The 16,508-nt window shown below is 67.5% G+C and carries 13 protein-coding genes; 9 read left to right on the top strand and 4 right to left on the bottom strand.

What is annotated here, in order from left to right:
- Positions 1-165 precede the first annotated feature (165 nt).
- Genes C7R54_RS13845 through C7R54_RS13825 form a run of 5 tightly spaced genes read left to right on the top strand, consistent with a single transcriptional unit; the run spans position 166 to position 7,228 of the window.
- Entirely contained in the window at positions 166-1,245 is a 1,080-nt protein-coding gene (locus C7R54_RS13845) for an HlyD family secretion protein (protein WP_129150985.1), read from the top strand.
- The gene (locus C7R54_RS13840) at positions 1,242-3,206 is read left to right on the top strand and encodes an ATP-binding cassette domain-containing protein (protein WP_129150984.1); all 1,965 of its coding nucleotides are present in this window, start codon (positions 1,242-1,244) and stop codon (positions 3,204-3,206) included. Before C7R54_RS13845 ends, C7R54_RS13840 begins: the two co-directional genes overlap by 4 nt.
- Positions 3,203-4,348 (top strand): ABC transporter permease, encoded by a 1,146-nt coding sequence (locus C7R54_RS13835; RefSeq protein ID WP_129150983.1) that lies wholly within the window; start codon positions 3,203-3,205, stop codon positions 4,346-4,348. Before C7R54_RS13840 ends, C7R54_RS13835 begins: the two co-directional genes overlap by 4 nt.
- 5 nt (positions 4,349-4,353) lie before the next feature.
- Positions 4,354-5,472, top strand: a complete 1,119-nt coding sequence (locus tag C7R54_RS13830) for an ABC transporter permease (RefSeq protein WP_129150982.1) — start codon at positions 4,354-4,356, stop codon at positions 5,470-5,472.
- A 10-nt stretch (positions 5,473-5,482) separates the two neighbouring features.
- Complete coding sequence (locus C7R54_RS13825; RefSeq protein ID WP_204524331.1) at positions 5,483-7,228, top strand: TolC family protein; 1,746 nt, start codon at positions 5,483-5,485, stop codon at positions 7,226-7,228.
- On the opposite strand, the gene C7R54_RS13820 is transcribed toward C7R54_RS13825, so the two are convergent.
- Complete coding sequence (locus tag C7R54_RS13820) at positions 7,170-8,198, bottom strand: NADP-dependent oxidoreductase (protein WP_129150981.1); 1,029 nt, start codon at positions 8,196-8,198, stop codon at positions 7,170-7,172. The two genes, C7R54_RS13825 and C7R54_RS13820, sit on opposite strands and share 59 nt — an antisense overlap.
- A gap of 580 nt (positions 8,199-8,778) precedes the next feature.
- The gene (locus C7R54_RS13815) at positions 8,779-9,840 is read right to left on the bottom strand and encodes an FUSC family protein (protein WP_240039513.1); all 1,062 of its coding nucleotides are present in this window, start codon (positions 9,838-9,840) and stop codon (positions 8,779-8,781) included.
- 463 nt (positions 9,841-10,303) lie between these two features.
- Here C7R54_RS13815 and nirB point away from each other — a divergent pair, with 463 nt between their 5' ends.
- The 4 genes from nirB (at position 10,304) to C7R54_RS13795 (ending at position 15,231) form a co-directional block, all read left to right on the top strand.
- On the top strand, positions 10,304-12,898 hold the full coding sequence (gene nirB / locus C7R54_RS13810) for a nitrite reductase large subunit NirB (protein WP_129150980.1): 2,595 nt from the start codon (positions 10,304-10,306) through the stop codon (positions 12,896-12,898).
- Positions 12,895-13,257 carry a nitrite reductase small subunit NirD gene (nirD, locus tag C7R54_RS13805; protein ID WP_338026166.1) on the top strand — a complete coding sequence of 121 codons (363 nt, stop codon included), beginning with the start codon at positions 12,895-12,897 and terminating at the stop codon, positions 13,255-13,257. Before nirB ends, nirD begins: the two co-directional genes overlap by 4 nt.
- A gap of 118 nt (positions 13,258-13,375) precedes the next feature.
- Entirely contained in the window at positions 13,376-14,668 is a 1,293-nt protein-coding gene (locus C7R54_RS13800; RefSeq protein WP_129150979.1) for a nitrate- and nitrite sensing domain-containing protein, read from the top strand.
- Positions 14,669-14,787: 119 nt separating this feature from the next.
- Positions 14,788-15,231 carry a pyridoxamine 5'-phosphate oxidase family protein gene (locus tag C7R54_RS13795; RefSeq protein ID WP_129150978.1) on the top strand — a complete coding sequence of 148 codons (444 nt, stop codon included), beginning with the start codon at positions 14,788-14,790 and terminating at the stop codon, positions 15,229-15,231.
- Between the two features lie 79 nt (positions 15,232-15,310).
- On the opposite strand, the gene C7R54_RS13790 is transcribed toward C7R54_RS13795, so the two are convergent.
- Entirely contained in the window at positions 15,311-16,105 is a 795-nt protein-coding gene (locus tag C7R54_RS13790; protein WP_275669692.1) for an intradiol ring-cleavage dioxygenase, read from the bottom strand.
- Positions 16,106-16,234: 129 nt separating this feature from the next.
- Positions 16,235-16,486: a DUF1016 N-terminal domain-containing protein gene (locus tag C7R54_RS29490; protein WP_377814477.1), complete on the bottom strand. Its 252-nt coding sequence runs from the start codon at positions 16,484-16,486 to the stop codon at positions 16,235-16,237.
- Positions 16,487-16,508 lie beyond the last annotated feature (22 nt).

The following is a 16,508-nucleotide window of genomic DNA, read 5'->3' as shown; positions in this document are numbered from 1 at the left end:
CCCGGACAATAAATCCTGCGCCATGCCCAAATGACACGCGGCCATACCGGCCGCGGAAAAAAGGGTATCGTAACAAATCGGCCCACGTGATTCAGTCACAGTGGTATCTGTTTTCAGAGCTTGACCCATTGAAAATGGCTCTGGTCCTTCAAGCGGATAGGCTGGATGAGAAAAACCGTCATCGTCTGCGTGATCCTCGTGGCGGCCATCGCCGCCGGTCTCTGGCTGTGGCTGCGGCCCGCCGCCGACAATCGGCTCATCACCCTCTACGGCAATATCGACATCCGCCAGGTCTCGCTGGCCTTCGAAGGCAGTGAACGGGTGCGCGAAGTCCGGGTGGAGGAAGGCGACAAGGTCAAGGCCGGGCAGGTGCTGGCGGTACTGGACACGCGCACGCTGGCGCTGCAGCTGGCCCAGGTGCGCGCGCAGGCCGACGCGCAGCAGGAAGCGCTGGCGCGCCTGCGCAACGGCACCCGGCCGGAAGAGGTGGAACAGTCCCAGGCCCAGGTCGGCGCCGCCGAAGCCCAGACGGAATTGGCCGCGCAGCAGTTGCGGCGTTTGCGCGGCGTGGCCGCGGACACCCATGGGCGCGGCGTCAGCAAGCAGGATATCGACAATGCGGTGGCCCAGCTGCGCGTCGCGCAGGCCAATCTGGAAGACCGCCGCAAATCCCTGAAGCTGGCGCGGATCGGCCCCCGCCAGGAAGACATCGCCCAGGCGCAGGCCAGCCTGCGTGCCGCCGAAGCCCAGGCCGCCCTGCTGCAGCACCAGATCGACCTGGGACAATTGACGGCGCCGCGCGATGGCATCGTGCGCGCCCGCCTGCTGGAGCCGGGCGACATGGCGTCCCCGCAGCGGCCGGTGTATACGCTGGCGCTGACCGATCCGAAATGGGTACGCGCCTATGTGAACGAAACGCAGCTGGGTTTCGTGCGCGGCGGCATGCACGCCGACGTTTATACCGACAGTTCGAACAAGCGCGCCCTGCCGGGCCGCGTCGGCTATATCTCGTCGGTCGCCGAATTCACGCCCAAGAGCGTGCAGACCGAGGATTTGCGCACGGACCTCGTCTACGAGGTGCGCGTGCTGGTCGATGACCCGCGCGACGAGTTGCGCCTGGGCATGCCGGCCACGGTGGTCCTGCAAAGGCAGGCCGACGACGCGCCTGGCGCGCCGGCGGCGTCCACGCTGTCCGCGCCGGCCGCGCCGACCATCGCCGCCAACACGCCCGCGCGGCGCCAATGACGGCCGGCATCCAGGTCCACGAAGCAACCGCCGGCCACGACGCGTATGCGGTCGAGGCCGACGGCGTGCACAAGCGCTTCTATGAAAAAGAGGCGCGCCGCCATGTGCAGGCGCTGGCCGATGTCTCGCTGCGTGTGCACGCCCGCGCCCTGACCGCGCTGGTCGGCCCTGACGGCGCCGGCAAGACCACGTTCCTGCGGCTGGCCGCGGGGCTCATGCATCCCGACGACGGCACGCTGCGCGTACTGGGACTGGATGCCGCCAGGCAGCCGCAAGCCATCCAGAACCGCATCAGCTACATGCCGCAGCGCTTCGGCCTGTACGAAGACCTGAGCGTGCAGGAAAACCTCGACCTGTACGCCGACCTGCATGGGGTGACCGCCGACGAACGGCGCCAACGCTACGGCCGCCTGCTGGACATGACCGACCTGGCCCGCTTCACCCGCCGACCCGCCGGCAAGCTTTCCGGCGGCATGAAGCAGAAGCTGGGGCTGGCCTGCACCCTGGTGCGCTCGCCCGACCTGCTTTTGCTGGACGAGCCCACGGTGGGCGTGGACCCGCTCTCTCGCCGGGAGCTGTGGGAGATCGTGCAGCAGTTGGTCGAGACCGAAGGCCTGTCCGTGCTGATGACCACCGCGTACCTGGACGAGGCGGAACGCTGCGGTGAAGTCTATGTGCTGCATGAAGGCCGCGTGCTGGCGGCCGGCCAGCCCCAGGACATCAGCCGGCACGCGCGCGGCCGCTGCTTCGCCATCGCTCCCGCCGACGCGCGCCCCCCGCGCGAATTGCAAGCCAGCCTGCTGGACCGCGCCGACACGGTCATCGACGCGGTGCCGCAGGGCGGCGAGGTGCGCCTCATCCTGCGCGAGCGCGTGGACGGCGCCGACCTGGGACTTCCCGCCGAACGCCTGCGACCCGTGGAAGCCCGGCTGGAGGATGGCTTCATGGTGCTGCTGCGCACCGGCGCCGGCGGGGCGGACGGGACGGACGCGCCGCCACGGGACGTCGCTGGAAAAGCCCCCGGCAACGACGTCGGCGCGATCCCGTCCGCACCGCCGCCGTCCCGCAATGGCAATGGAAATGGCAACGGCAATGGCAATGGCCCCGTCATCGAAGTCCGTGACCTCGTGCGCAAGTTCGGCGACTTCACCGCGGTGGACCGCACCACCTTCAGCGTCGCGCGTGGCGAGATCTTCGGCCTGCTGGGCCCGAACGGCGCCGGCAAGACCACCACCTTCCGCATGTTGTGCGGCCTGCTGCCCGCCAGCAGCGGCTACGCCCAGGTGGCGGGACTGGACATGCGCAAGGCCCGCGCGCAGGCGCGCCGCCGCATCGGCTATGTGTCGCAGAAGTTCGCGCTGTACGGCAATCTCTCCGCCTATGAGAACCTGCGCTTCTTCGGCGGCGCCTACGGTCTGTTCGGCGCCCGCCTGCATGGCCGCATGACCGAAGTCGCCCGCCAGTTCCAGCTGTCGGACCTGCTGCAAATGCCGGCCGGCCACCTGCCCGGCGGCGTCAAGCAGCGCCTGGCCATGGCCGTCGGCTTGCTGCACGAACCCGAGATCCTGTTCCTCGACGAACCGACCAGCGGCGCCGATCCGCTTGCGCGGCGCGCCTTCTGGCGCCGCATCACGGCGCTGGCGGAAACCGGCACGACCATCGTCATCACCACCCACTTCATGGAAGAGGCGGAGTACTGCGACCGTATCGTCATCCAGGACGCCGGCAAGCTGCTGGCGCTGGGCACGCCGGCGGAAGTGCGCGCGCAGGCCGGCGAGACCGCCGAGCACAAGCTGGACATGGAACAGGCCTTCATCGGCATCGTGGAAAGGGCGCGCGAGCAACGGCGCGGCGCGGACGCGCGGCCGGACACCGAACCCGGGGATCACGGCGCCGGCGAAACACCGCGCGCCCATGGCGCCGCGCCGCCGCCCAGCGGGGCCGGAGGGACCGCGACATGACCTCCCCGCGCCCCGCGCCCGGCGGCTTCTGGCGCCGCCTGTGGTCGCTCACCCGCAAGGAATTCCGCCAACTGCTGCGCGACCGCAGCAACCTGCTGATCGGCATTGGCCTGCCCATCGTGCTGATCCTGATCTTCGGCTATGGGCTGTCGCTGGACGTCAAGAATGCCGACGTCGTGGTGGTGATGGAGGACAGTTCGCCACCCGCCTATGAAATCCAGGCCACGCTCGCGCATTCGCCATTTTTCTCGGCCCGTGCGGTACGCAGCCTCCAGGAAGGCCGACGCATCATGGCGGCGCAACAGGCCGACGCCCTGCTCTATATCCCCAGCGACTTCGCGCGCCGCCTGGCCGCCGGCGACGCCGTGCTGCAAGCCCTGCTGCAAGGGGGCGACCCCACCCGGGCGCTGGCGGTGCAGGCCTATGTGGAGGGCGCGGTGGCAACGTGGATGCAGAAGCAGCAGGCGCGCGGCGAAGCGCCCGGCTCGCCATCGGGCAGCGTGGTGGTGGTCGACCGCATCTGGTTCAACGCCGCCAACGACAGCACCTGGTACCTGGTGCCGGGCCTCATCGTCCTGATCATGACGCTGATAGGCACTTTCCTGACCGCCCTGGTGATGGCGCGCGAATGGGAACGCGGCACGCTGGAAGCCCTCTTCGTCACGCCGGTGCGGCCGGTGGAGATACTGATCGCCAAGATCATCCCCTACTTCGGCGTCGGCCTGCTGGGCCTGGCCTTGTGCCTGTTCGCGGCGCGCCTGCTGTTCGACGTGCCCATCCACGGCTCCATGTTCGCCTTGCTGCTGGGGTCCATGCTGTACATGTTCGTGGCCCTGGGCATCGGCCTGCTGATCTCGGCCTTCACCAAGAACCAGTTCCTTGCCAGCCAGATCGCCATCCTGGCCAGCTTCCTGCCGGCCATGATGCTGTCCGGCTTCGTGTTCGACCTGCGCAATGTCCCTCTCGCGGTCAACATCATCGGACACCTGCTGCCGGCCACGTATTTCATGGAACTGGTGAAGTCGCTGTTCCTGGCCGGCGACTATTGGCCGCTGATCATCAAGGATTGCGCGATCCTGGCCGGCTATGCCGTCGTGCTGCTGGGATTGGCGCGCGCCCTGACCCGGAAAAAACTGGACTGACGACCATGGCCTCGCTGCTCGCCTTCCTGCGCCACTTGAGCAATCTCTGCCAGAAGGAATTCCTCGCCATCCTGAAGGACCCCGCCAGCCGGGTCATCCTGGCGGTGCCGCCGCTGCTGCAAAGCCTGCTGTTCGGCTACGCCGCGACCTATGACTTGACCAACGTCCCCTACGCGGTGGTCGACCAGAGCCGCAGCCAGGAATCGACGGAGCTGCTGGCCCGCCTGGATGGCACGGGGGTTTTCCATCGCGTGGCAACCTTGCAGTCGTCCTCGCAGATCGCGCCGGTGATCGATTCGGGCAAGGCCTTGCTGGTGCTGCAATTCGCGCCCGACTTCGCCAGGCAGCTGGCCGCCGGCGCGCCCGCTCCGCTGCAAGTCATACTCGACGGCCGCAACTCCACCACCGCCGGCACGGCCGCCGGGCAGATACGCGCCGTGGTGGCCGCGTTCAACGCCAGCCAGTCCGGGCTCGCGCCGGCGCCCGTGAGCGTCATCTCGCGCACCTGGTTCAACCCCAACCAGGAAACGCGCTGGAGCATATTGCCCGGCCTGATCGCGGGGCTGAGCATGATGCAGACCATGATCCTGGCCTCGCTTTCGGTGGCGCGGGAACGCGAGCAGGGCACCTTCGACCAACTGCTGGTCACGCCCTACACGCCGCTGGAAATCATGATCGGCAAGGCCCTTCCGTCCATCGCCATCGGCCTCATGCAATCGGCATTGATCCTGCTGGTGTCCCTGTTCTGGTTCCGCATTCCCATGGCGGGGCATCTGCTGCCGCTGGCGCTGGGACTGCTCGGCTTCACCATCGCCGTGGTCGGCATCGGCCTGTCGATCTCCGCCGTTTCCGCCAATATGCAGCAAGCCATGCTTTACACCTTCGTCTTGCTGATGCCGCTGGTGCTGCTGTCGGGCCTGGCCACGCCGGTCAAGAACATGCCGCAGGTCATGCAGATTGCCACCTACGCCAACCCGCTGCGCTTCGCCATCGACCTGGTGCGGCGCGTGTACCTGGAAGGCGCGGGACTGCAAGCCGTCTGGATGGACTTCATTCCCTTCGCCTGCATCGCCGCGCTGACCCTGCCGCTGGCCGCCTGGCTGTTCCGCCACCGGCTGGCCTGAGGGAGACACCATGATACGTCGCACGCCACGCACCCTCATTCTCATGCTGTCCCTGCTGGCCGGCTGCGCCGTCGGCCCGGACTTCCAGGCACCGGCGCCCGCCGCGCCCGACGACTGGACCGCATGGCGCAGCGGCGATCCGGCGCTGGCGGCCGGACTGGCCGTCGCAAACGCGCCCTTGCCGGCGGATTGGTGGACGCAATTCCAGGACCCCGTGCTGGACCAGCTGCAACAGCGCGCCGTGGCCGCCAGCCCGGACCTGCGCAGCGCCGCCCTGCGCTTCGCGCAAAGCCGCGCGCAGCGCGACACGGTGGCGGCGCAACGGGGCCCCGCCGTCAACGCCAACGCGGCGATACAGCGCCAGCGCAGCAGCGAATATGCCGCCGGCACGCGCCTGCTGGACCTGGTGGCGCCCCAGCAGCGCGACCAGCTGGCCCGCGAACTGAGCTCGCCCTTCACGGATTACCAGGCCGGCTTCGATGCCTCCTGGGAACTGGACTTGTGGGGTCACGTGCGCCGCTCGGTGGAAGCCGCCGACGCCGATACCCGCGCCGCGGCCGCCATGCTGCAGGACATGCGCCTGACCGTGGCGAGCGAAGTGACGCGCGCGTACTTCGAACTGCGCCTGGCCCAGCGCCAACGCGCCATCATCGAACGCGAGATCGCCGTGGCCGGCGATACGCTGGACCTGATACAGGCGCGGGCGCGCGGCGGCCTGATCGATGATTTCGACGTGACGCGCCAGCGCACCCTGCTGGCGGACCTGCGATCCCGGCTGCCGGGGCTGCAAGCGCAGGAGGCGGGCGCCATCAACCAGATCGGCTTGCTGACCGGCGCGCGGCCGGGGGAATTGACGGCGCTGCTGGCCGCGCGCTCAGCGGCAAATGCGGGCATGCCGGCGAACGCGAACACGGTCGCAAATGCAGGCATGGGCCCGGATGCAGGCATGGGGGGAAATGCGGACACGGGTGCGGACATGCCCGCCTACGCGCCCTTGCCGGACTTGAGCCTGGGCCTGCCCTCGCAAGTCGCGCTGCATCGTCCCGACATACGCGCCGCGGAATACCGGCTGCATTCGGCCACCGCCAATATCGGCGTCGCCACCGCGGACCTGTATCCCCGCATCGTGCTGGGCGCGGGCTTTGGCTACGAGTCTTACCAAGGCCATCGCTTCGGTGACTGGGGCACGCGCAACTGGCAGATCGGCCCGACCCTGAACCTGCCGGTCTTCGACATGGGCAGGCGCCGCTCCGTCGTGGTGCTGCGCGAGCTGCAGCAGCAGGAAGCCGCGGTCGACTACCAGCGCACCGTGCTCAAGGCATGGCAGGAAATCGACGACGCCCTGAACGCCTACGGGGCCGAACGCCAGCGCAATGCGCGCCTGCGCGAAAAAGCCGCCAGCAGCGCCGACGCCTACGGCCTGGCCCGCGCCCGCTACGCGCGCGGCATGACCGACCTGCTGGCCCAGCTGGACGCCGAGCGCAGCGACTTGCAGGCGCGCAGCGACCTGGCGGACAGCGATAGCCGCCTGCGCATGGACCTGGTGGCGATCTACAAGGCCGTGGGCGGCGGCGCACTGGAAACGCCGGAAGCCGATGCAGGCGCCGATGCAGGCGCCGATGCCGTGAAACCGGAGGGCGATACGGCACAACCCGCAGCCCCAGCCTCAGCCGCGACGCCGGCCGCCGGCGCCACGCCTACTGCGCCAGGCGCACCAGCACCTTGCCGAAATTGCGGCCCTTCAGCATCCCCATGAAGGCCTGCGGCGCGCTGTCCAGCCCCACGCTGATGTCCTCGGTATGGCGGATGGTGCCGTCGCGCAGGCCGGCGCCGACTTCCCGCAGGAAGTCCTCGCGATAGAACTCCAGGTCGTAGTTGATGAAGCCCCGCAAGGTCAGCCGCTTGGTCAGCACGCCGCGCATCAGGCCCGGCACCGTCAGGTCGCCACTGGGGGCGCTGGTGCCGTTGTAGTCGGCGATGAGGCCGCACACGGGAACGCGGGCAAAGGCATTGAGCAGCGGGAACACGGCCTCCCACACCGCGCCGCCGACATTCTCGAAATACACGTCGATGCCGTCAGGGCACGCGGCGGCCAAGGCCTGCGCCATATCGTCGCGGCGATGATCGATCACCGCATCGAAGCCCAGCTCCTTCTTGACGTACGCGCACTTGTCGGCGCCGCCGGCGATGCCCACGGCGCGCGCGCCGTCCCGCTTGGCCAACTGGCCCACCAGGGATCCGACGGGGCCGCTGGCAGCCGCCACGACCACGGTTTCTCCCGCACGCGGCCGGCCGATTTCACGCAGGCCCGCGTACGCGGTGAAGCCGGGCATGCCCAGCACGCCCAGGCGCGTTTCCAAGGGCGCCGTGGCGGGATCGATTTTCACCAAGCCCTTGGCATCCATCAGGGCATGCGTCGTCCAGCCCGCATGGGCAAGCACCAGGTCGCCCACCGCATAGCCCGGCGCCGCGCTGGCCAGCACGCGCGCCACCACTTCGCCGACGATGGTCTGGCCCAGGGCGACGCTGGGCGCGTAGGACTTGGCGTCGCTCATGCGGCCGCGCATATAGGGATCCAGCGAAAGATAAAGGCTTTCCAGCAATACCTGGCCGGGCTCGGGCTCGCCGAGCGTAAAGGTCTCGCTGCGGAAATCCGTCTCCTTGGGCTCGCCTTGCGGACGGGCGGCCAGGACGATGCGACGGGCCTGCACGGGTGTGGCGGCCATGGCGGTCTCCTTTGTAGCGGGTTGGGGTGCTGCCGGTTGGTGCCGCCCGGACGGGCGACGTCGGTCCGCCCATCTTAGAGCGACGGCGACCCCCAGGAGTTTTCAACAATCCTGGGGATAACGCATCCCCCTTCCGGTTATCAACACTTTATGTGGAAAAGCCCTGGGATAGGCTTGGGATAGTCATGGGAGAAATATGAAAACTCCTTTTACCTCAGCGACTTGAGGAAGGATGGTCGAAAACCTCGCAAGTTGCCGTTGCGGCCACCCCGCGGCGCATGGGCAAGTCGCCATTGCGGGGCAATGCTCAAGAAATGCGCAAACCGCCAGCATGAATGCGCCAGCCGTCACGCCGGACGGCCGACTGAGGACAATCCGCGGCCTTCTGCCACCGGTTATCAACAATTTATGTGGACAAGCTTAGGGATAGCCTGGTGAGCAAGTAGATTAATTAATTAAAATCAATGACTTGCGAAACATTGCTCGTGAACGGCGCAAACTCCGGATCGCGCAACCCGAGCCGCGCCGTCGCGGCCCGCAGGACCGCGGCCCCCGGAGCATCCGCTCCCGCCGGCGCGGCTCATACCGCCCAGCGCGACGCCGTTCCCGCCAGCGTAGCCCGGATCTGCTCGACCTCGGTGGCGAGCATGCCGGCCACCGTGCCGCTGGCCGACAGATCCTGCGCGCCGTTACGCGGCGGTGACGCCAGTCGCCGCGCCGATCCGGATTTCAGCGCCCGCGCCATGCCATACAGCATGTCGCTGACATGGCTGCCGTGCCCAGGGCGCGTCCCCGCCGGCGAGTCCGCGGCCGTCTCGCTCGCGTCGACAGGACGGTCCGCCGTGCTCGAGGACAGGATTTCCAGGCAGCTGATCACGATGCGCAGGCTGCGCTGCACGCTCTCCAGCCTGGCCACCGGCATGTGCACTTCCTTGGAGACGGACGGGATCAGCGAACGCAGTTGCACCAGTGCGCTGCCCAGCCGCGCCATTTCCTTCAAGTGCTCCTCATTGGATATCGGCTCGTGCTGCACGATGCGTTCATGGACGCGCGCGCAGCCACGCAGGGTATCGGCCAGCTTGAAGCGCCAGGAATACGTGGCATACAGCGGCAAGGCGAAGGACAACAGCAGCGCCACCACGATGCCGATGAACACGTTGATGGCGCGCCAGAGGCCTTCGTCGAATTGATTGTCGCCATGGCCGGCCACGATCACCAGCGTCACCGCGGACAGCAGGGCGATGTAGCCCCCCTTGCCGATGGCGTGATACGCACAGACGCCGCAGCCCACCGCCATCAGCAGGTACGTCAGCGGGAACAGGCCGAAATACGATTGCTGCAGGATGATCAACAGGCCGTAGACCGCTCCGATGATCGTCCCCAGCGCGCGTTCGGCCGCGCGCTTGCGGATGTTGCCGTGGTGCTGCAGGCCGCCGATCACGATGATCAGTGAAATGGTCGACCACTCCGCGTGCGGAAGGCGCGCGATGGAACTGAACGCGATAGTGATGAGGATGCCCAGCGCGACGCGCGTCGCGTGGATGAACTTTGCATTCTGATAGCGCCGATGCGGGTCCATCAGCGGGCGAGACAGTCGACGCGCATAGCGCATGGACCGGATTACCAAGGGGTGGGTCGTCATTTTCGGGTAAAGCAAACTGGCGGATAAGTTGGCCCGTCTGACGCGGGACCTGCGGCTATCTTCGCACGCGCCCCCGGGGCGTCCAAGCGCGGCGCGCCGGCGCGCACGCCAGGCGTGGTTTAAACGCACACCGCCGCGCAGCGTGCGAATTCCCTCCTTGCCACACGCCCCCGTTCAGTGCACAGCGTGGGGCAGGCATGCACCAAGACGCACCATCGGCGCGCGCCCGCCGCCAGGCGCGAATCACCCGCACCGACGTTTTCGCGCCGGCGTCCCCGGGGGAATCAACGTCACGCCGCAACGGTCCGTTTCTTGGCATGGACATTGCTTTGCTTGAATCAACCGCCGGCTCGCGCCGGCGATCCGCATGGCAAGTGAGGCAAAGGCGCCTCGGACCTTGATGGTCCGAGGCGCCTTTTGCTTTTCGCAGTCCGATTGCGCAACACCGACAGGCGAGCAATTCATGACCACACCCCTTCCTCACCCGGATCGTCCCATCCTGGCCATCGTCGGCCACGGCATGGTGGCCCATCACTGCGTGGCGCAACTGGTGGCCGGCGGCGCGCTCGCGCGATATCGCATCGAGATCTACGGCGAAGAATCCCTCCCCGCCTATGATCGGGTGCATCTGTCCGAATACTTCGCCGGACGCGACGCGGCGTCGCTGCGCCTGGGCGACGCGGCCGACTACCAGCACGACGGCCTGGCCCTGCATCTGGGCGTCAAGGTCACGGCGCTGGATCGCGCCGGGCACACGCTGGCCACCAGCGGGGGCCCTCGGCACTACGACAAGCTGATCCTGGCCACGGGGTCCTATCCCTTCGTGCCGCCCGTCGAAGGGGCCGCCGCGACATCCCGGCTGGTCTATCGCACGCTGGACGATCTCGACCAGATCCGCGCCGCCGCCGCGGGCGCGCGGCGCGGCGTGGTGGTGGGCGGCGGCCTGCTGGGCCTGGAGGCCGCCAATGCGCTGCGCCAGCTGGGCCTGGAAGCGCATGTGGTGGAATTCGCGCCGCGCCTCATGCCCGCCCAGCTCGACGCCGAAGGCAGCGCGGCGCTGCGCGCGCGCATCGAGGCGCTGGGCGTGCACGTGCACGTATCGCGCGCCACCGAATCGATCAAACCGGGCCAGCGCTACCGTCACCGCATGAACTTCGTAGGCGGCGAGGCGCTGGAAACCGACCTGGTGGTGTTCTCCGCCGGCATACGTCCACGCGACGAACTGCCCAAGATCGGCGGCCTTGCGATGGGCGCGCGCGGCGGCGTGGCGATCGACGCGTGCTGCCGCACCAGCGACCCCGACATCTACGCCATCGGCGAATGCGCGGTATGGGAAGGCCAGACCTTCGGCCTGGTGGCGCCCGGCTACCAGATGGCACGCGTCGCGGCGGCGCAGCTGTGCGGCGACGACAGCCTGCGCTTCCAGGGCGCGGACATGTCCACCAAGCTCAAGCTGCTGGGCGTGGACGTCGGTTCGATCGGCGACGCCCACGGCGCCACGCCGGGTGCGCGCAGCTACCGCTACGTCGACGAAGCCGGCGCCAGCTACCGGCGCGTGGTGGTGTCGGCGGACGGCAAGCGCATCCTCGGCGCCATCCTGGTCGGCGACAACAGCTACTACGACACGCTGCTCCAATACACCGTCAACGCCATGGCCGCGCCGGCCGAACCCGCCAGCCTGATCCTGCCCAGCACCAGCGGCGCGCCCCTGCTGGGGGCCGACGCCCTGCCCGACAGTGCGGTCGTCTGCTCCTGCCACAACGTGGACAAGGGCGCCATCCGCGCCGCCATCGACGGCGGCTGCGGCACGCTGGGAGAAGTCAAAGCCTGCACCAAGGCCTCGACGGGTTGCGGAGGCTGCGCGGCCCTGCTCAAGCAAGTGTTCGAGCATGAACAGACCCGGCGCGGCGTCACGGTGGACAAAAGCCTCTGCGAACACTTCGCCCACACCCGCCAGGAGCTTTACGCCATGGTGCGGGTGGGCGCCATCGAGTCCTTCGACGAGTTGCTGCGCAAGCATGGCCGGGGCAGCGTGGGCTGTGAGATCTGCAAGCCCGTGGTCGCCTCCATCCTGGCGTCGTGCTGGAACCAGCCCATCCAGGACCCCAAGCGCGTCGTCCTGCAGGACACCAACGACATGTTCATGGCGAACATGCAGAAAAACGGCACGTATTCCGTGGTGCCGCGTATCGCCGGCGGCGAAATCACGCCGGACAAGCTGGTGGCCCTGGGGCGCATAGGCCAGAAGTACGGCCTCTATACCAAGATCACTGGCGGCCAGCGCATCGATTTCTTCGGCGCGCAATTGCACGAACTGCCGGATATCTGGGCCGAGCTGATCGAGGCGGGCTTTGAAACCGGCCACGCCTACGGCAAGTCCACCCGCACCGTGAAGTCCTGCGTCGGCAGCACCTGGTGCCGCTACGGCGTGCAGGACAGCGTCAAGATGGCCCTGACCCTGGAGAACCGCTACAAAGGCTTGCGCGCGCCGCACAAACTGAAGTTCGCCGTGTCGGGCTGCACCCGCGAATGCGCCGAGGCGCAGAGCAAGGATATCGGCGTCATCGCCACGGAACGCGGCTGGAACCTTTATGTGTGCGGCAACGGCGGCATGCGCCCGCGCCACGCGGAACTGTTCGCCACCGACCTGGATGACGCCGGCCTGATCCGCGCCATCGACCGCCTGCTCATGTTCTATATCCGCACCGCCGACAAGCTGCAACGCACGTCGGTCTGGCGCGAGTCCCTGGAAGGCGGCCTGGAATACCTGAAGGAAGTCGTGCTGGACGACAGCCTGGGCCTGGGCGCCGAGCTGGAAGCCCAGATGCAGGCCGTGGTCGACAACTACGAGTGCGAGTGGGCCAACGCCTTGTCCGACCCGGAGAAACTCAAGCGTTTCCGTACCTTCGTGAACCAGCGCGGCGGCGACCCGGACATCGTCTTCGTCGACGAACGTGGCCAGAAACGGCCGGCCGACATGGCGCGCCCCGCGCCGGCCACGACCGCCGTCCAGGACGGCAAGAAAATCATTCCCCTCATCGAGGAGTCCGTATCGTGAGCGCCCTGCCCGCCTCTCTCCCAACCGCCAGCTGGCGGCCTGCCTGCCTGCGCGCCGACCTCGTTGCCGGATCGGGCGTCGTCGCCCTGGTCGACGGCCGCCAGGTCGCGATCTTCCATGTGCCCGACCATCCGGAGCAACCGGTCTACGCCCTGTCCAACAAGGACCCGCAATCGGGCGCCAACGTCATCGGCCGCGGCATCCTGGCACACCTGGCCGGCGAACTGGTGGTGGCGTCGCCGATGTACAAACAGCATTTCCGCCTGCGGGATGGACAATGCGTGGAGGACGCCACCCAGGCCCTGCGCGCGTGGCCGGCGCGGCTGGAGGGGGACGAAGTCTGGGTGCTGATGGATTGAGCGCCGCTGGATACGGCTCGACCGGGACAGGTCGGCCGCGACGGACAGGCGTGGACCAGCCCGTCACCCCGGTGACGCCGCGCTGAGTTAGCATGGCGAAAAAGCGGGGATCAGTTTGATGCAGAAAAAAAGACTCGCGCCGCCCCTGCGTTTTCTCATGGCGGCGCGCCAACGGGAACTGGGCAGGCTCGAAGCCTTGACGGACCTGTCGCGGCTGGTCGACCTGATCAGCCAACTGGTGCACGGGCTGCAAAAAGAGCGCGGCCTGTCCAATGCCCTGCTTTGCGACGTCGGCGACACCATGCTCGCCGAAGTCGCCGCGCAAGCGCGCGATAGCGCGGCCATCGAAGCCGAGGTGCGCGCGGCCTGGGACTGCCTGATCGAACCCAGCGGTCCGGCCGAGCATGCCAGCGTGCGCCTGCTGTCCGCGGTCGCCCATGCCTTGCAACAGCTGGAGCAGTTGGAGACGCTGCGCGAACAGGTCCGCCGTCGCGCGATCGCGGCGGAAGCCGCCACCAGCCGCTATACCGGCCTGCTGGGCGCCTTGCTGGCCATCGTATTCGAACTGGCGGACACCGCCGTCGACGCCGACGTCACGCGGGCGCTGGTGGCGCTGCTCAACTTCATCCAGGGCAAGGAACTGTGCGGCCAGGAAAGGGCCTGTGGCGTCATCGGTTTCCTGAACGGCTACTTCACCGACGAACGCAAGGCGCAGATGCAGGCCCTGGCGCAGGCCCAGGAGCGCTGCTTCGATGCATTCCTGGCCCATGGCGGACCCCGGGACGCCGATGCCCAGGCCTGGCGCAGCGTGGGAGAACTCACCGAAACGCTGGCACGCCTGCGCACCATCGCCGCGCGGACCGACGCCGGGCAGCAGGTGGACCGCCAGCTGAGCGCGGCATGGTTCGCGGCCGCCACCGCGCGCATCGACGCCATGCACCACGTCGAGCGCAAGCTGATCGATGAACTGGCGCGGCTCTGCCAGGCCCGCATCACGTCGATGCGCGAGGAACTGGCGGACCATCGCGTCCTGCTCGACCAGCTCTCCAGCGCCGATCCACGCGACGGCGCGGGCCGTGTCTTCAACGTCCAGGCCCGTCCGTTGAACGCACTGCCCGATGACCCGCTGGGCGCCGGCCTGCAGGCGTCGGTACTGGACATGCTGGCGCGCCAGACCGCGCGCCTGGCCGATTCCGAGCACCAGCTGGCGCAGGCGCGCAAGGCCCTGGAGGAACGCAAGTACGTGGAGCGCGCGAAGTGGGTGCTCGTCGCGGCCCTGGGCGTCACGGAGAAGGACGCCCACGACCAGTTGCAAAAGACGGCGATGAACACGGGCCAGCCCTTGCAGGCGGTAGCGCGCGAGGTCATCGACAAGCTGGGCGGCAAGCGGGTGGACGGCAGGAAGCGTTGACGACAGCGCCGCCAGGACGCGCCGCCTGTACCGGCCGGGCAGCATGGCGCGGCAATCTGCATCGCCGCTGCGGATCTCCGCTGTAACTCTCCGCCGTGGATCCCGTAACATAGGCGGCCATGGAACCCGTACCCGCCGCCATCACTGCTTTGCTCGCCGACCATCACGTCCTGTCCCTGGCTGTCCAGGACGCGCAGGGGCCGTGGGCCTGCAACGCCTTCTTTGCCTACGATCCGCAAACCGTGGCGCTGGTCTTCCTGGGCAGCCTGGACACCCGCCATGCGCGCGCCATCCAGGCGCATCCGCGGGTGGCAGGCTGCGTCGCGGGCCAGCCGCGGGACATCTCCCAGATCCTGGGGCTGCAATTCTCGGGCGTCGCGACGCAGGTGGAGGACAGCACGGAAAAAGCCCGCGTGCTCGCCCTGTACCATGAACGCTTTCCTGAAACGCGCGGCATTGCCTCGCCGGTCTGGAAGGTCATGGTCGACGCAATGAAACTCACCGACAACCGGGTGAAGTTCGGCACCAAGACACATTGGCGCCGCGCGCCGGCTTCAGCTTGAGCTCGGGCGGGCTGCAACGCCCGTCACGCGAATTCAATATTCGGTGTTCCGTCTCCAATATGGCTCGCTTGTCATGGCCTCAAGGAGAGACTGGAACGAGAACGAAGTCGAAAGGAGAGCGCCAAAGGGTTTCCCCGTCGCTCACTTTCTGGAACGGCGCCACCAGGGCATCCTTCACGCCGAAGACCGCGTCGGATGCGATGTAGGGGTCGTCGCCCACGAAGGTATGCGTCACCACCGTCTGGAAACCCGGCGCCGTGACGATGAAGTGCATATGGGCCGGACGATAGGGATGGCGGCCCAGTGCGGCCAGCATCTTGCCCACGGGGCCGTCGTGCGGGATGGGATAGGAAACCGGCTTGATGCCGCGAAACCGGTAGCAGCCGTCCGCGCCGGTCTCGAAAATGCCGCGGTTGTTCCACCGTGGCTGTGCGCCGGGTTGCTGGACATCGTAGTAGCCGTCCGCATTGTCCGACCAGACATCCAGGCGGGCGCCCTGGATGGGCTTGCCGTCGGGGTCCAGCACCCGGCCCTCGAACAGGCAGCTTTCGCCCTTGCCATCGGCGGAGATATTCGCGCCCATCTCCCGACGTGGCGCTCCCGCGACGTGGAATGGGCCCAGCACCGTATTTTCGGTGGCGCCGGAAGGCCGCCGATTATTTATTGCGTCCACCAGCATCGACACGCCCAGCGTATCGCTCAGCAGGATGAACTCCTGTCTTTGCTCGCTGCACAACTGGCCGGTCCGCGTCAGGAAATCGATGGCACATGCCCATTCTTCCTGGGTGAGCTGGACGTCCTTGATGAAGGCATGCAGATGGCCGACCAATGACGCCATGACCTGCGCCAGACGCGGGGACGCGTCCTCCCCCATGCGCGCATTGACGGCTTCAACGGAGCCCGTTTCAGAGAAGTATTGCGGCATATCCCACTTTCCCTGGCTGGTGCTGGGTGATGTGCTTGCCGGGCCGTCGGTGTATGCACTTCAAGGCCTGGTGAGGACCTACACTTTATTCCTCGATGCCATCATTTGTGGAATTGCCCAACTCCCGCTCGATTTGCTCGATCGTCGGCAGACTGGTTTGCAGGGTTTCAGGGCTGGATACTTTGTCCAACAGAGCCAGACGGGGATACCACGGCAATTGTGCAAGCACCGTTGCACAATTGATTCGTCCGGCCAGGCCTCGGCAAGCGCCCGCATGTACTTGATATTGCGCGGCGAAAAGCCCTTCATGTCCGGGAAGGCGGCACGCAAGTCGTGCGCCAGCCGGTCTATC

Source organism: Achromobacter aloeverae (assembly GCF_004121055.1).
Taxonomy (GTDB): Bacteria; Pseudomonadota; Gammaproteobacteria; order Burkholderiales; family Burkholderiaceae_B; genus Bordetella_C; species Bordetella_C aloeverae.
Note: the sequence above shows the minus strand (reverse complement) of the source record. Positions and strands in the feature narration are given on the sequence as shown.

Coding starts and splice junctions, on each gene's coding strand:
- C7R54_RS13790 (WP_275669692.1), bottom strand. CDS start 16,105: ATGGGGGAGGACGCGTCCCCGCGTCTGGCGCAGGTCATGGCGTCATTG.
- nirB (WP_129150980.1), top strand. CDS start 10,304: ATGACCACACCCCTTCCTCACCCGGATCGTCCCATCCTGGCCATCGTC.
- C7R54_RS13815 (WP_240039513.1), bottom strand. CDS start 9,840: ATGACGACCCACCCCTTGGTAATCCGGTCCATGCGCTATGCGCGTCGA.
- C7R54_RS13840 (WP_129150984.1), top strand. CDS start 1,242: ATGACGGCCGGCATCCAGGTCCACGAAGCAACCGCCGGCCACGACGCG.
- C7R54_RS13820 (WP_129150981.1), bottom strand. CDS start 8,198: ATGGCCGCCACACCCGTGCAGGCCCGTCGCATCGTCCTGGCCGCCCGT.
- C7R54_RS13800 (WP_129150979.1), top strand. CDS start 13,376: ATGCAGAAAAAAAGACTCGCGCCGCCCCTGCGTTTTCTCATGGCGGCG.
- C7R54_RS13830 (WP_129150982.1), top strand. CDS start 4,354: ATGGCCTCGCTGCTCGCCTTCCTGCGCCACTTGAGCAATCTCTGCCAG.
- C7R54_RS13845 (WP_129150985.1), top strand. CDS start 166: ATGAGAAAAACCGTCATCGTCTGCGTGATCCTCGTGGCGGCCATCGCC.
- C7R54_RS13795 (WP_129150978.1), top strand. CDS start 14,788: ATGGAACCCGTACCCGCCGCCATCACTGCTTTGCTCGCCGACCATCAC.
- C7R54_RS13825 (WP_204524331.1), top strand. CDS start 5,483: ATGATACGTCGCACGCCACGCACCCTCATTCTCATGCTGTCCCTGCTG.
- C7R54_RS13835 (WP_129150983.1), top strand. CDS start 3,203: ATGACCTCCCCGCGCCCCGCGCCCGGCGGCTTCTGGCGCCGCCTGTGG.